This is a genomic window from Pseudomonas sp. W2-17 (assembly GCF_041060445.1).
Taxonomy (GTDB): domain Bacteria; phylum Pseudomonadota; class Gammaproteobacteria; order Pseudomonadales; family Pseudomonadaceae; genus Aquipseudomonas.
Map to the genome: position 1 here is coordinate 34,113 of NZ_JAUFNS010000010.1, position 14,973 is coordinate 49,085.

Sequence of the window (14,973 nt, forward strand, 5' to 3'; positions counted from 1 at the left end):
GAAAAAAGGGACTACATTATGCACAGGCCTTTGTTTATGAGCAATCCAGACTTTCCAAGACGTGGAGCACTACATAATTGCGAGCGCACAAAACTGACAGCGTCTCTGCGGATTAGTTACACTCCCCGGCTTTGCCGCAACGCCTGGAGCTTTAACTTCCGTGCCCGTTCTGCGCCTTCCGATTCTGCCTGCTGCAGCAGGCAAACAACATTGGGGTAACCTCCCCGGTGCCGCCCTGAGTCTCGCCATCGCCGAGGCTGCCAGCGCCGCGAAACGCTTCACCCTGCTGCTCACCGCAGACAGCCAGAGCGCCGAGCGACTGGAGCAGGAACTGAAGTTTTTTGCCCCTGATCTGCCGGTCCTGCATTTCCCCGATTGGGAAACCCTGCCCTACGATCTGTTCTCGCCCCATCAGGACATCATCTCCCAGCGCATCGCCAGCCTGTACCGGCTGCCGGAACTGGTGCATGGCGTGCTGGTGGTGCCGATCACCACCGCCCTGCACCGTCTGGCGCCGACCAGTTTTCTGCTGGGCAGCAGCCTGGTCCTCGACGTCGGCCAGAAGCTCGACGTCGACGCCATGCGCACTCGCCTTGAAGCCAGCGGCTATCGCTATGTCGACACGGTGTACGAGCACGGCGAGTTCACCGTCCGTGGTGCGCTGATCGACCTGTTCCCGATGGGCAGCAAACTGCCTTACCGCATCGACCTGTTCGATGACGAAATCGAAACCCTGCGCACCTTCGAGCCGGAAACCCAGCGCTCCATCGACAAGGTCGATTCGGTGCGGCTGTTGCCCGCGAAAGAATTCCCGCTGCAGAAGGAAGCCGTGACGCGCTTCAAGGCGCGTTTCCGCGAGCGCTTCGACGTCGATTTCCGCCGCAGCCCGATCTTCCAGGACTTGAACAGCGGCATCACGCCGGCCGGTATCGAGTACTACATTCCGTTGTTCTTCGAAGAAACCTCCACGCTGTTCGACTACCTGCCCCAGGACACCCAGGTGTTTTCCATGCCGGGCATCGAAGCGGCGGCCGAGACGTTCTGGAAGGACGTGCGCAACCGTTACGAAGAGCGCCGTGTCGACCCCGAACGCCCTTTGCTGCCGCCGGCCGAGCTGTTCCTGCCGGTGGACGACTGCTTCGCGCGCCTGAGGAACTGGCCGCGGGTGGTCGCCAGCCAGGACGACGTCGAAAGCGGCGTTGGCCGCGAGCGTTTTCCGGCGCAGGTGCTGCCTGATCTGGCCATCGAAGCCAAGGCCAGTCAACCGCTGGCGGCGCTGTCGAAATTCCTCGGCGAGTTTCCGGGCCGCGTGCTGTTTACCGCTGAATCCGCCGGTCGCCGCGAAGTGCTGCTGGAGCTGCTCGAACGCCTGAAGCTGCGCCCGAAAACCCTGGACAGCTGGCAGGAGTTCGTCGACAGCAAGGAGCGCCTGGCAATCACCATCGCGCCGCTGGATGAAGGCCTGGTGCTGGAGGAGCCAGCGCTGGCGCTGGTGGCGGAAAGCCCGCTGTTCGGTCAGCGGGTCATGCAGCGTCGTCGCCGCGACAAGCGCGCCGACAGCCACGCCAGCGATGCAGTGATCAAGAACCTGGCCGAGCTGCGTGAAGGCGCCCCGGTGGTGCACATCGACCACGGGGTCGGCCGTTATCTGGGGCTGGCAACGCTGGAAGTCGAAAATCAGGTCGCCGAGTTCCTCATGCTGGCCTACGCCGAGGAAGCCAAACTGTACGTGCCGGTGACCAACCTGCACCTGATCGCCCGTTACACCGGCAGCGATGACGAGCTCGCGCCGTTGCACCGCCTGGGTTCCGAGACCTGGCAGAAAGCCAAGCGCAAGGCCGCCGAACAGGTCCGCGACGTGGCCGCCGAGCTGCTCGACATCTATGCCCGCCGCGCGGCTCGCGAAGGGTATGCCTTCGCCGATCCGAAGCTGGACTACGACACCTTCAGCGCCGGCTTCCCGTTCGAAGAAACCCCGGACCAGCAGACCACCATCGAAGCCGTGCGCGCCGACATGCTCGCGCCCAAGCCCATGGACCGTCTGGTCTGCGGCGATGTCGGTTTCGGCAAGACCGAAGTGGCCATGCGTGCGGCGTTCATCGCCGTGCACGGCGGCCGGCAAGTGGCGATTCTGGTGCCGACCACCCTCCTCGCCCAGCAGCACTACAACAGTTTCCGCGACCGTTTCGCTGACTGGCCGGTGACGGTTGAAGTGATGAGCCGCTTCAAATCGGCGAAAGAGATCAACGCCGCCGTGGCCGACCTGGCCGAGGGCAAGATCGACATCGTCATCGGCACCCACAAGTTGCTGCAGGACGACGTCAAGATCAAAAACCTGGGGCTGGTGATCATCGACGAAGAGCACCGCTTCGGTGTGCGTCAGAAGGAACAGCTCAAGGCCCTGCGCAGCGAGGTCGACATCCTGACCCTCACCGCCACACCGATCCCGCGCACCCTGAACATGGCCGTGGCCGGCATGCGCGACCTGTCGATCATCGCCACCCCGCCGGCGCGTCGGCTGTCGGTGCGCACCTTCGTCATGGAGCAGAACAAGCCGACCGTGAAAGAGGCGTTGCTGCGTGAGTTGCTGCGCGGCGGTCAGGTGTACTACCTGCACAACGACGTGAAGACCATCGAGAAATGCGCGGCGGACCTGGCCGAACTGGTGCCGGAAGCGCGCATCGGCATTGGCCACGGGCAGATGCACGAGCGTGATCTCGAACAGGTGATGAGCGACTTCTACCACAAGCGCTTCAACGTGCTGATCGCCTCGACCATCATCGAGACCGGCATCGACGTGCCGAGCGCCAACACCATCATCATCGAGCGCGCCGACAAATTCGGTCTGGCCCAGCTGCACCAGTTGCGCGGTCGGGTCGGGCGCAGTCACCACCAGGCCTACGCCTACCTGCTGACGCCGCCGCGCAAGCAGATCACCCCGGATGCCGAGAAGCGTCTGGAGGCGATCGCCAATACCCAGGACCTCGGCGCGGGCTTCGTGCTCGCCACCAACGACCTGGAAATCCGTGGCGCCGGCGAACTGCTGGGCGATGGACAGAGCGGGCAGATCCAGGCGGTGGGCTTCACCCTGTACATGGAAATGCTCGAACGCGCGGTCAAATCGATCCGCAAGGGCGAGCAGCCCAATCTCGACCAGCCGCTGGGTGGCGGTCCCGAGGTCAATCTGCGGGTGCCGGGGCTGATTCCGGAAGCCTATCTGCCGGACGTGCACACGCGCCTGATTCTGTACAAGCGCATCGCCAACGCCGCCGACGAAGAGGGCCTCAAGGACCTGCAGGTCGAGATGATCGACCGCTTCGGGCTGCTGCCGGAACCGACCAAAAATCTGGTGCGCCTGACCTCGCTCAAGCTGAAGGCCGAGCAACTGGGCATCAAGAAAGTCGATGCCGGTCCCCAGGGCGGACGCATCGAATTCGCGGCGGAGACCCCGGTAGACCCGCTGACGCTGATCAAGCTGATCCAGAGCCAGCCCAAACGCTACAAGTTCGAAGGCGCCACGCTGTTCAAATTCATGGTGCCGATGGAGCGTCCCGAGGAACGCTTCGCCACACTGGAGGCGCTGTTCGAACGCTTGACCCCACCGCCTTCCAAAAAATCGGCTTAAGGATTCACCATGGGTTTGATCCGCTCCTTCACCCTGCTGCTGGTGCTGTTTGCCCCGGCGGCCTTCGCCGATGGCGCCTATCAGGTGGAACTGATCCTGTTCCGCCAGAACGGCGAGCCGGCGGCGACCAATCAACCCGCGCCGGAAGACTGGGCCGCCGGGGCGCAACGGCTGGGCGCGGACAGCCAGACGCCCACGGCGCTGGATACGCTGGTGAACAAGCTCGAATCGAGCGATGGCTATAAAGTGCTGCTGCACACCGCCTGGCAACAGGACCTCAGTGCCACGCCGAGCAAGGTGGCGATCAGCGACGGCCAGGAGCAGTTCGGCCACTTCCCAATCGAGGGTACGGTGAGCCTGGGTCTGGCACGTTTTACCGACATCGACGCGAATTTCTGGGTCAACCAGCTGGACAGCCACGGCGTGCTGGTGACCAGCGAGCGCATGCGTCAGGCCACTCGCGTCAGAAACGGAGAACTTACTTATATGGACAACGGAAGCCTTGCCATGCTGATCAAGGTTTCTCCCGTCCAGCCTCCGCGTTGACGCAGGCCTAGACGTGGCGTCCCTACTGGAAAAAGCCCTCGCCCTGCCGTGGGAACCGCTGTTCAAAACCCAGGCGGTCGAGCGGGGGCTGGAGTACGCGCGGCAGAAGCGCGTGATGCTCGAACACTTGAGCGGCGATGTCGTGCGCACGGTGTGCCGGGGTTCAAGCCTGGAGAACTACACCCAGACGTTGTTGTTCAAGGACCCTGAGCGCACGCGCAATTTCATTGTCGGCAAATGCACCTGCCCGGTGAGAAACAACTGCAAGCACTGTGCGGCGGCGCTGTTCTTTTTGCAGGATCCGGCAAACAGCCCCGGCATTTTTGCAGCGGTGGACGGCGAGCCCATTGCGCGCAGACCGAAAGTCGTCGAGCAAAAACCCAAGTTGCCCGAGCGCCTGGAAAAGAACATTAAGCCGGAGCCGCGGCTGATTCTCGCCAGCTTCGAGTACAGCGCCTACGAGCCACGCAACGGCAAGATGCAGCGGCACATCCAGCACCGCGCAGCCCTGGCGTTTCGCTACCGTGAATCCTACGTGTCCGGCGTGCCTGCCCCCGGCCGTGGCGGCGACATCCTCTGGCACCTGCCGGATGAAACCCTACGCATGCGCCGGCATCCCGAGCGCGAGGGCGAGTACCGCAAGCAGCTTCAGGAGCTGGGCTTTCGCATCGCCACCCGGCAGAGCAAGGCGCTGCCCGACAGTGCCGGCGAGATGTTCGAACTGCCCACCGATAAGGCCTGGCTGAGTTTCATTCTCGATGACCTGCCCCGGCTGCGCGCCGAAGGCTGGCAGATCGAGATGAGCGAAGACTTTGGCTTCGACGTGACGCCGGTGGACGATTGGTATGCCGTGGTCGACGACGAGCCGGAGCGCGACTGGTTCGATCTGGAGCTGGGGATCATCGTCAACGGCGAGCGGCTGAGCCTGCTGCCGATCCTGATCAATCTGCTGCGCACGCACCCGGAATTGATGACCGCCAGCGGCATCGCCAAGCGCCGCGACGACGAGCAATTGCTGGTTCAGCTCAATCATTTCACCCAGCGCGGCGGCGTGCCGATTCAGGTGGCGCTGCCTTATGGGCGGCTGAAACCGGTGCTGGCGACCCTCGGCGATTTCTACTGGCGCGAGGATGGCAACAACGCCATTCGCCTGAACACCGCCGACGCCGCGCGGCTGCGGCAGCTCGATGACCTGCCGCTGGTGTGGCAGGGCGGCGACCGGCTGCGGCAGTTTTCCGAGCGACTGGTGAACATCAAGGACGTGCGCGGTGAGGTGCCGGAAGGCCTGAATGCCACGTTGCGGCCTTATCAGCTGGAGGGCCTGAGCTGGATGCAGGCGCTGCGCGAGCTGGAAGTCGGCGGCGTGCTCGCTGATGACATGGGCCTGGGCAAGACCCTGCAAACCCTGGCGCACCTGCTGCTGGAAAAACAGGCCGGACGTCTCGACCGCCCAGCACTGGTGGTCATGCCCACCAGCCTGATCCCCAACTGGATGGACGAGGCGAAGCATTTCACGCCGCAGCTGAAGGTGCTGGCGCTGTTCGGCACCCAGCGCCATCAGGATTTCAAACGGCTGCAGGATTACGACCTGATCCTGACCACGTACGCGCTGCTGCCCCGTGACGTCGAGGTGCTCAGCCAGCAACTGCTGCATGTGCTGGTGCTCGATGAAGCGCAATACATCAAGAACCCCACCAGCAAAGCGGCGCAGGCGGCGCGTCAGCTGAATGCTCGGCAGCGTCTGTGTCTGAGCGGTACGCCGCTGGAAAACCACTTGGGCGAGCTGTGGTCGCTGTTCCATTTCCTGATGCCCGGCTGGCTGGGCGATGCCAAGCAGTTCAACAGCAATTACCGCACGCCGATCGAGAAGTTGGGCAACGAGCAGCGTCTGGAGCACCTCAACGCACGAATCAAGCCGTTCCTGCTGCGCAGGACCAAGGAGCAGGTAGCCACCGAACTGCCGCCGAAAACCGAGATCGTGCATTGGGTCGAGCTCAACGACACCCAGCGCGATGTGTACGAAACCATGCGCCTGGCGATGGACAAGAAGGTCCGCGACGAGATCACCCTTAAGGGCGTGGGGCGCAGTCAGATCATCATTCTTGAGGCGTTGCTCAAGTTGCGTCAGGTCTGTTGTGATCTGCGGCTGGTCAACAGTGCGCCGGTCAGTCCGCGGCAGTCGAGTTCGGGCAAGCTGGACAGCCTGATGGAGATGCTGGAGGAGTTGTTTGCGGAGAATCGCAAGATTCTGTTGTTTTCGCAGTTTACGTCGATGCTTGAGTTGATCGAGGCGGAGTTGAAGCAGCGCGGGATCGCGTATTCGCTGCTGACCGGGAAGACCAAGGATCGGCGGGTGCCGGTGCAGGATTTCCAGAGCGGCAAGCATCCGATCTTTTTGATCAGTCTGAAGGCGGGTGGCACGGGGTTGAATCTGACGGCGGCCGATACGGTGATTCACTACGATCCGTGGTGGAACCCTGCGGCGGAGAATCAGGCGACGGATCGGGCGTATCGGATTGGTCAGGATAAGCCGGTGTTCGTGTACAAGATGATTGCGCGGGGGACGGTGGAGGAGAAGATTCAGCATTTGCAGCAGGAGAAGGCGGCGCTGGCGGCCGGTGTGCTGGATGGGCGCAAGGCCGGGGACTGGAAGTTGCAGGATGAGGATATTGCGGCGTTGTTTGCACCGTTGCCGGTGGTGGCCAAGAAGCTCAAGCGCTAGGCGGGTTGTTTTTAGGATCAAGATCAATATCCTTAAGATCAAGATCAAGATCAAGATCACAAGCGTCTGCCTGGGGGCAGACTGTTTCGCCTTCGGCGAGTTACTTGGAAAAGCACCCCAAGTAACCAAAGGTGCTTGCTCTCGGTTGGGCCCTTCCTTCGTCAGGGTACCCTCACTCCGACGACGCTCCGTGGGCCCGCGCCGAACGGACATCCATGTCCTGACGGCGCTCTCGCCGCATCCATGCGGCTCGGCCCACTCCGCGTCGTCTGCGTTCGGCCTGCACCAAAGTCGCGATTGGCGGCGTCTGAACTTTCTCGGTGGAAGATCAACATCAACAGCACAATCCTTACCCCTCAACCTGATCTTGATCGTTCCCACGCTCTGCGTGGGAATGCATCCTCTGACGCTCCGCGTCACCGGTCTCACTGATGCAACGCGCGCTGTTAGTGGGACCGGCTTTAGCCGGGAAGAGGCCAGCTGAGGCGCCGGGATTGTTGGCTGTGTTTGAAGGGGACTGATTTATTTACAGCGCTTCACCGTAAATTAATCTGTCCCCGCCTCAGCCAATTCCGTTTCACCCCGCCGCCCGCACGTCTTCTTCCGCCCATTTCACATAGCACACCACCACCGGCATTTCATGTTCGGCGCAGAAGTCGATCCAGCGCAGTTGGTTGTCTTGCAGGCGGTCGCCGGGGCCTTTGACTTCGATCATTCGGTAGCGGCGTTGTTCGGGGTAGAACTGGATGAGGTCAGGCATGCCGGTGCGGTTGGCTTTGATGTCCTGCAGCAGGCGTCGGAACCAGCGTTTGAGGTGTTGCGCCGGCAGGCAGTGCAGCGCTTGATCCAGCAGTTCGGGGGTCAGGGTGCCCCAGAATACGAAGGGCGATTGCAGGCCGAATTTGCTGGCGTAGGTGTCGCGGATCACCGCTTCGTAGCGCTGGTCGTCCAGCTGCGCCAGGCATTCGTCGAACAGGGCCGCGCGGCGCTGGTAGAAGTCAGGGCTGTAGAGGTCGCTCGGTGCGCTGTGGAACGGGTGAAAAAACGCGCCGGGCAGCGGCGCAAAGATCGCCCGCCAACAGAGCAGGCCGAACAGCGAATTGACCAGCGCGTTCTCGACGTAGTGCACCTCGCTGCCCTCTTCCGCCAGGTGCTGCTGGATCAGCCGTTCGACGCTGTGGTCGGGCAGCGGCAGCACGCTCAAATCAAGCCGAGTGACGGCTCGTTTCAACCGTTTCTGCACGCTGCCCTCGCCCAACTTGCGCTTCAGACGCGGCTGTATGCGCAGCAGATGTTGGGTTTCTTCGTCGTTTTCCGGCGCCGATTGGGCTTCCAGCAATAAGGTCATTGCATCCAGGAATTGCTCGCTGCGTTCGAGCACGCGGATCCTGCGTACGCGGGCGCCTGGGTAGCTCGACTGCGCGTAGACGCTCAATGCCAGCGGCCAGTCCTGCTCGCGTTCGGCCTGCTGACCGATCTTGAACAAGAGCTTGGCGCGACGCATGGCCAGCCAGGGGTTGTCGGTCTCGACGGCCAGCGCTTGAGGCGCCAGGTCGGCCAGTGCCATGCCGTCGTCCAGCGCCTGCCGACAGGTGTGCAGGTGCAGGCAGATGTCGATGTCGGCGCGTTGGTTGATGCCACGGGACTCGACGGAAAATTCGACTTTTTCGTAGCGATAGATGCCCAGGTCCGCCAGCACGAACTCCGACCACTCCTGATACAGGTTACCGAAGTACAGCAGGCGAAGCCGGTCGCACAGCGGCATGACCTGGAGGGCGAAGATCACTTCTTCGAACCCGGCAAACCAGTGCTCCAGGCGCTGGGGTGCTTCGTAGATCGGCAGCAGACGCTGCAGGAGGTCGGATTTTTTCTCGGCGCTTTTGACGCCGTGGGCCTTGAAGCACTGGCCCAGTTCGTCTTTGCGCAGCAACGCAAACAGGGCGTGAAGGTCCAGATGGGGTTGGCCGTCCACCCAACCGGATTCCAGCAAGGGTGCGGCGGCCAGTCGGACATCACCGATTTCTGCGTAATCCAGCTTGCTGGCGCGGAACAGCGTGCCTTTGCGCATGACCATGCGCACCAGCAAGGCCTGCGCAGGTTGCGGCAGCTGGGCAAAATCGTCGATGAAACGCCGCTCATCTTCATCGAGCAGGTCGTCGTAGCGCTGGGCGATCCAGTTCAGCACCTGGCGGAAGTTTTCCAGGTAGTAAAACGGATTGTCGAGGGGGGAAAGGCTCACGGCGAGGTCACGTAAAGGCTGACGGAAGAGCGTCAGGATACTGGTTATCCGTACAGATTCCAGCCCTGCCTGCTGTAGGATGGCGCCGTCCCGATCAACGGCGCGGACCAAAGAGCACTGCTCACCCGTTAGACTCGCTCCACGCATTTTCCAGGAGATCGCCATGCCTTCCGCCAGCCAACCCCTTATCTATCTCGCGGGCTTCGACGTATTTCGCGCCGACGCCATCGAGCACGGCCGCTATCTGAAAGTCCTGTGCGATCAGCACGGTCTTGAGGGTTTGTACCCGTTTGACAACGAAGTGCCGCAGGCGCTGAGCCCTGAAGAGGCGGCCGCGGTCATTTGCAACGCCAACATTGCGATGATCAAACGCTGCGACGCGGTACTGGCGAACTTGAACCCCTTTCGCGGCGCCGAGCCGGATTCAGGCACGGCCTTCGAAGTAGGCATGGCGGTTGCGCTGGGCAAACCGGTGTGGGCGTATTTCGCAGCGAATGGCGCGTTGCGCGAGCAGATCGCCCATGACGCGGCAGGCTTCGATGGGCAAGGGTTTCAGGTGGAGGATTTTGGCCTGCCGCGCAATCTAATGCTGGCCTGTACCTGGGCTGGCAATAGCGAGACGGCGGAACAGGCGGTTAAGGCATTGGCAGCGTATTTGTCTGGCTGAATGCAGATCCCTGTGGGAGCGAGCTTGCTCGCGAAGGCGTCGTATTTACCACTGAATATCCAGCGGGTGTACTGGCCTCTTCGCGAGCAAGCTCGCACACAAGGTTTGCATCTGCTGCCAGACCGCGGAGCGGTTCACGACTGGAGATATCCGACAATCGAGCACCAACGCCCTCACCTACTCCAGATTCGACGAACTGATGTCCAGCTTGTCGGCATCGGCAAACTCGTCCAGATCCAGGTCACTTAAATCCAGCTCGCCCTCCGGGTCGCGGTCTTCGTCGGAATCGGCGTCGTTGAGCGGCGACTGGTCGCCGCCGAAATGCTCGCCATCGTGTGCCCAATAAGCAATTGCGCGGGTGTCGATCTGACTTGTCTGTACCTGCATCCTTGACGCTCCGTAAGTGAATGTCGTTAAGCAGGCTAACCCAGCCGGCGGGGTAAAAGCACAGGTCACGACCAATTGAGGAAGGATCCGCCGTCGTCGCGCAGCATCTGCACCATGGCGTGGGCGGCAGGCGACAGATAGCCTTCGCGGCGCAGCATGACGCAAATGGTCCGCGTCATGGTGGTCTGCTCCAGCGGCACCTCGCGCAGGTCCTGCATGTTCTTGCCGAACTCCAGGGTCTCCCGGGCGATGAAACTCAGCAGGCTGGTCTGGGCGATCAGTCGGGGCAACAGGGAGATCGAGTTGGACTCGATCTGCACTTCCGGCAGCGGCAGGTCGTGGCGGGCGAAGGCGTCATCGACCCAGATGCGCGACGACACGCCGGACGGCGGCAACACCCAACGATAGCGGCACAAGTCGCGCATCTCGAACGGCGCCTGGAAGATCGGATGGTTGCGGCTGGCGATCACCACGGCTTCGTCGGTCAGGATCGGGTAAAAGCTGAATTCCTCTTCGGCACTGCGCTGGGCGCAGATGATCATGTCCAGGTGCCCGGAGCGCAGCTGCTCGCGCAGCATGTCGTCCTGACCGATGACCAGCTTGAGCGTCACCTGCGGCGAGCGTTTGAGCAGCGCGCTGGTCAGTTCCGGCAGCAGGTATTCGGCCATGGTGGCCGCACAGCCCAGCCGGATATCCCCTACCGCGCCACTGGCGAAATCCCGCACCTCGCGCTGGGTCTGGGCAATGCTTTGCTGCAGCACCTTGCCCCGCGCCTGCAGCAGTTCGCCGACCGGGGTGAGTTTGATTCGGCGACCGTCGCGCTGGAACAGCTTGGTGCCGAAGGATTCCTCCAGCCGCTGGATGCTTTTAGTCAGCGCCGGCTGGCTGCGATTGAGCTTTTCCGCCGCGCGTCCCAGATGACCGAGTTCGGCGATGGTTTCGAAATAGGTCAGGTCACGCAGGTCCATATATCAACCAAAGTTATCGATTCATGATTATTAGAAAATAGACTTGATCGATTGCGCTGTCGATACTGGGCGTCATTGGACATGCACTCGGCACGGAAGCACCTCAGCTACTCCTTATCAGGAGAAGCCAATTGCCAGGAAAAGCCAATGCTCTGGAGATCCGCGTTGCCACGCCCCGCCTCGTTTGCCCTCGCCCACCAGCACCCGCTGACCCAATGGCTGCTGCTCATCCTCATGGCCGGTAGCGCCGGCCAGCTGTTCAAATACTTCCACGTCCCCGCCGCACTGTTTCTCGGGCCCATGCTGGTGGCGATCGGCTTCGGCGTCGCCGGGGCCAGCGTTCGCTTGAACAAGCAGGTGTTCCGCCTCGGCCAGGGCACGGTCGGCGTGCTGGTCGCCCACTCCATGACCGTCGGCGTGCTGCTCGCGGCGATGCAGTCCTGGCATGTCATGGTGTTCGCCACCTTGCTCACCGTCGCGTTGAGCGCCGTGGTCGGCATCGCCATGGCGCGCTGGGGCGGCATCCAGAGCAGCACCGCAGCGTGGGGCACTTCGCCAGGCGCGGCGTCGGCGATGGTCGCGATGGCCGAGGATGACGGCGCCGACTCTCGGGTGGTCGCCACCATGCAATACGTGCGGGTGGTCTGCGTGGTGATGGTCGGCGCGCTGGTCAGTCGGCTGATCGGCGCCGATGCCGGCGGTTCGGAGGCCCATAGCACGGACGCGCTGTTGCACGGGATGAACCTGCTGAATCTGGGTTTGAGCCTGCTGGTGATCGGGGTCGGCGTGATCCTCGGCAGTCGCTTGCCCGCCGGCGCCTTGCTGGTGCCCTTGCTGCTCGGCGGCGCGCTGCAGTTGAGCGGCCTGCTGCAAATCACCCTGCCTGCCTGGGTGCTGGCAATTGCCTACGGCGCGATCGGCAGCTACATCGGCCTGCGCTTTGATCGCGTGACCATCAGCTACGTCTGGCGGCGGCTGCCCGCGATGATCGCCGGGGCGCTGGTGCTGATACTGCTCTGCGCCCTGTCGGCCTGGGGCATCGCGGAAATCATGGGCAAGGACTTTCTCTCGGTGTACCTGGCCACCAGCCCCGGCGGCCTTGATGCCATGGCGATCATTGCCATCGACACTCATTCCGACGTCGGCTTCGTGCTGGCGATGCAGACCCTGCGACTCTTTGCGGTGATTGTGACGGGGACCTATATCGCCCGGCAGGTGATTCGTGTGTCGCAACGCTTTGCCTGACTGAGCGAAGCCGGCTGATCGTCGAGCAAGGCAGCGGCGCGCACACCGATGGAATCTTCGGCCGGCAGGCGACCTCCAACGCTGCACACTCATTGGAGGCGAACGCCATGGCCACGCTGAAAATCGCCACGTTCAACATCAACGGCATCCGCGCGCGTTTGCCCATTCTGTTGCAGTGGCTGGAAAAGGAAGCGCCCGACATCGTCTGCCTGCAGGAACTGAAAGCGGCCGACACGGCCTTCCCCGCCGACGATATCCGCAATGCCGGCTACGGCGTGATCTGGCAGGGCGAGCCGTCGTGGAACGGCGTAGCGATCCTGTCCCGGGACAGTGAGCCGCTGGAGATTCGCCGGGGTTTGCCGGGCAATGAAAAGGACAAACACAGCCGCTATCTGGAGGCGGCTGTTCAGGGCGTGATCGTCGGCTGCCTGTACCTGCCCAACGGCAACCCGCAGCCAGGACCGAAGTTCGAGTACAAACTGGACTGGCTCGAGCACTTCATTACGCACGCCGACTCGCTGTTCAAGAGCGAGCATCCGGTGGTACTGGCCGGAGACTACAACGTCATCCCCACCGACAACGACATCTACAACACCCGCTCATGGCTGAAGGATGCCTTGCTGCAACCGGAAAGCCGCGCGTGCTTTGAGCGGTTGCTGGACCAGGGCTGGACCGACGCCCTGCGCGCTAAATTCCCGGACGAGCGGATTTACACGTTCTGGGATTATTTCCGCAACCACTGGAAGACCAACTCAGGCCTGCGCATTGACCACCTTCTGTTGAGCAAGGACCTGAAGCCCAAGCTGAAAAACGCGGGAGTGGATCGCTGGGTCAGGGACCTGCCCCACGCCAGTGACCATGCACCGACTTGGATTGAGTTGAAGGTTTGACCGAGATGCGCAGATCCTCAAACAACACATAACCTGCAGGAGTGACCGGGGTGGGGCTCCACCTTGCTCGCGAAGAGGCCGGGACATGCGCTACATCTTCAGCGGCTGAGACACCGCCTTCGCGAGCAAGCTCGGCTCCCACATGGAACTGCGCCTGATCCAGTAGCGGCGGTGGTGCGCACCACCGGTTTTGTGGCGGACGCACAACAGAAAGCACACGCACAAACCTGTGGGAGTGAGCTTGCTCACGAAGGCGGCAGTTCAGGCGCTAAAGATATAGCGGATGTACTGGCCTCTTCGCGAGCAAGGTGGAGCGCCACCCCGGTCGCTCCTACACAGATCGCGTTGACCTCGAGACAGCACAGGATCCCGCGGACTAGGCCCTGTGCGCCAACGCCGTCGCCAGGCTTTGTTCCAGCGGCAACACCGGCAGCAGCGTCGCCTGATAGGCGTGATACAAATCCGGCTTGCCGGCCCAGATGTCGGCGCTGGGCTGGTTTTGCGGGTTGAGCTCGTGGCGCCAGCTGCCGTTTTCGTAGTCGATGAACAGCGTCTCGCTGAATTCCCAGAACGTCCGGTACCAGTCTTCGTATTGCTGCTCGTGGGTGCGTTGCAACAACGCCGCAGAGGCGGCAGCCGCTTCGGCGTGGGTCCAGTGGAGGCGATGGCGGACCACCGGGCGGTTTTCCCAGTCGAGGGTGTAGACGATCCCCGGCGCGCCATCGACGTCCCAGCCATAGCGGCAGGCGTTTTCGAATAAACCGCGAGCGTCTTCCAGCAGCCAGGCCGGCGTTTCCAGCCCGGCCTTGCGCCGCGCGGCTTCCAGGTGCAGCACCAGCCGCGCCCACTCGAAGGCATGGCCGGGCGTGGTGCCGTAAGGGCGGAAACCGTCGTCGGGCTTGTCGACGTTGTAGTCGAGCATCGGCTGCCACTGCAGGGTGAAATGTTCGATCACTTGATGATTGTTGCCGGCGGCGTGCTGATGAATGACCCGCTCGACGATGCTTAACGCCCGATCCAGCCAGCGCGCATCGCCGGTGACGTCGGCCAGGGCAAGGAACGCCTCGGTGCTGTGCATGTTGCTGTTGGCGCCGCGATAGCTTTCCTCGTTGCTCCAGTCGCGGTCGAAGGATTCGCGCATGGCGCCTTCTTCCTCGCTCCAGAAATGCCCGGTGATCACCTGAATCGCCTGTTCCAGCAACGCCTGGGCGCCGGGGCGACGGGCGACGACTGCCGAACTGGCGGCCAGGGCGACGAACGCGTGCAGGTAAGCGTTCTTGCCGGTGTCGGCGCTGTGCTCCAGGGGTTTGGCGAACCAGCCGCCGTGTTCGGCGTCACGCAACGGCCCGGCCAGCGCCGCAATGCCGTGATCGACCAGCGCGGCGCAACCGGGAATGCCGTTGATGTGGGCCATGGCGAAACTGTGGGTCATGCGTGCGGTGTTCATGGTTTCGGCCACGGCATCGGCGGGGAGCCGGCCGAGGTCATCCAGATTGCCGAAGCCCTGGGGCAGCTTCGAGGCCTTGGCAAACGCCAGCAGCCGATTGCCCTCCTGAATCAGCCAGGCCTTGTGACCCGGGGAGCGCAGCCAACTGCTGAAATCGCGATTCACGTCATCCATTGCCCTTCACCTATCTCGTCGGCAGGTTCGGCCCGCCAGGAATTATTAGTCGGGGCGAATCAT

10 protein-coding genes are annotated in these 14,973 nt (G+C 62.5%); 6 read left to right on the forward strand and 4 right to left on the reverse strand.

Going from position 1 to position 14,973, the window contains the following annotated elements; genetic code table 11:
• Positions 1-160: 160 nt before the first annotated feature.
• The 3 genes from mfd to QWI20_RS14260 are packed head-to-tail and all read left to right on the forward strand — an operon-like array spanning position 161 to position 6,893.
• Positions 161-3,625 carry a transcription-repair coupling factor gene (gene mfd, locus QWI20_RS14250; RefSeq protein WP_369306043.1) on the forward strand — a complete coding sequence of 1,155 codons (3,465 nt, stop codon included), beginning with the start codon at positions 161-163 and terminating at the stop codon, positions 3,623-3,625.
• A 9-nt stretch (positions 3,626-3,634) separates the two neighbouring features.
• On the forward strand, positions 3,635-4,171 hold the full coding sequence (locus QWI20_RS14255; protein ID WP_369306044.1) for a CsiV family protein: 537 nt from the start codon (positions 3,635-3,637) through the stop codon (positions 4,169-4,171).
• A gap of 13 nt (positions 4,172-4,184) precedes the next feature.
• Positions 4,185-6,893, forward strand: a complete 2,709-nt coding sequence (locus QWI20_RS14260; RefSeq protein ID WP_369306045.1) for a DEAD/DEAH box helicase — start codon at positions 4,185-4,187, stop codon at positions 6,891-6,893.
• Positions 6,894-7,470: 577 nt separating this feature from the next.
• Here QWI20_RS14260 and QWI20_RS14265 read toward each other — a convergent pair.
• Positions 7,471-9,132 carry a VRR-NUC domain-containing protein gene (locus tag QWI20_RS14265; protein WP_369306046.1) on the reverse strand — a complete coding sequence of 554 codons (1,662 nt, stop codon included), beginning with the start codon at positions 9,130-9,132 and terminating at the stop codon, positions 7,471-7,473.
• 163 nt (positions 9,133-9,295) lie between these two features.
• On the opposite strand from QWI20_RS14265, the gene QWI20_RS14270 reads away from it, so the two are divergent.
• Entirely contained in the window at positions 9,296-9,799 is a 504-nt protein-coding gene (locus QWI20_RS14270; RefSeq protein ID WP_369306047.1) for a nucleoside 2-deoxyribosyltransferase, read from the forward strand.
• Positions 9,800-9,976: 177 nt separating this feature from the next.
• Here the strand turns inward: QWI20_RS14270 and QWI20_RS14275 are convergent, their stop codons facing one another.
• Both QWI20_RS14275 and QWI20_RS14280 read right to left on the reverse strand, forming a co-directional pair.
• Positions 9,977-10,186, reverse strand: a complete 210-nt coding sequence (locus QWI20_RS14275) for a hypothetical protein (protein WP_369306048.1) — start codon at positions 10,184-10,186, stop codon at positions 9,977-9,979.
• 65 nt (positions 10,187-10,251) lie between these two features.
• On the reverse strand, positions 10,252-11,154 hold the full coding sequence (locus QWI20_RS14280) for a LysR family transcriptional regulator (RefSeq protein ID WP_282373606.1): 903 nt from the start codon (positions 11,152-11,154) through the stop codon (positions 10,252-10,254).
• Between the two features lie 147 nt (positions 11,155-11,301).
• Between QWI20_RS14280 and QWI20_RS14285 the strand changes: the two genes are divergently transcribed.
• Positions 11,302-12,399, forward strand: coding sequence for an AbrB family transcriptional regulator (locus QWI20_RS14285; protein ID WP_369306049.1), 1,098 nt, complete (start codon positions 11,302-11,304; stop codon positions 12,397-12,399).
• Between the two features lie 107 nt (positions 12,400-12,506).
• On the forward strand, positions 12,507-13,289 hold the full coding sequence (locus tag QWI20_RS14290; protein ID WP_369306050.1) for an exodeoxyribonuclease III: 783 nt from the start codon (positions 12,507-12,509) through the stop codon (positions 13,287-13,289).
• A 376-nt stretch (positions 13,290-13,665) separates the two neighbouring features.
• Here QWI20_RS14290 and QWI20_RS14295 read toward each other — a convergent pair whose 3' ends face one another.
• Positions 13,666-14,910, reverse strand: a complete 1,245-nt coding sequence (locus QWI20_RS14295) for an AGE family epimerase/isomerase (protein WP_369306051.1) — start codon at positions 14,908-14,910, stop codon at positions 13,666-13,668.
• Positions 14,911-14,973 lie beyond the last annotated feature (63 nt).

What these genes read in the sequence shown, in the direction of transcription:
- QWI20_RS14255 (WP_369306044.1), top strand. Translation starts at nt 3,635, where the DNA reads ATGGGTTTGATCCGCTCCTTCACCCTGCTGCTGGTGCTGTTTGCCCCG.
- QWI20_RS14270 (WP_369306047.1), top strand. Translation starts at nt 9,296, where the DNA reads ATGCCTTCCGCCAGCCAACCCCTTATCTATCTCGCGGGCTTCGACGTA.
- QWI20_RS14275 (WP_369306048.1), bottom strand. Translation starts at nt 10,186, where the DNA reads ATGCAGGTACAGACAAGTCAGATCGACACCCGCGCAATTGCTTATTGG.
- QWI20_RS14280 (WP_282373606.1), bottom strand. Translation starts at nt 11,154, where the DNA reads ATGGACCTGCGTGACCTGACCTATTTCGAAACCATCGCCGAACTCGGT.
- QWI20_RS14285 (WP_369306049.1), top strand. Translation starts at nt 11,302, where the DNA reads ATGCTCTGGAGATCCGCGTTGCCACGCCCCGCCTCGTTTGCCCTCGCC.
- QWI20_RS14290 (WP_369306050.1), top strand. Translation starts at nt 12,507, where the DNA reads ATGGCCACGCTGAAAATCGCCACGTTCAACATCAACGGCATCCGCGCG.
- QWI20_RS14295 (WP_369306051.1), bottom strand. Translation starts at nt 14,910, where the DNA reads ATGGATGACGTGAATCGCGATTTCAGCAGTTGGCTGCGCTCCCCGGGT.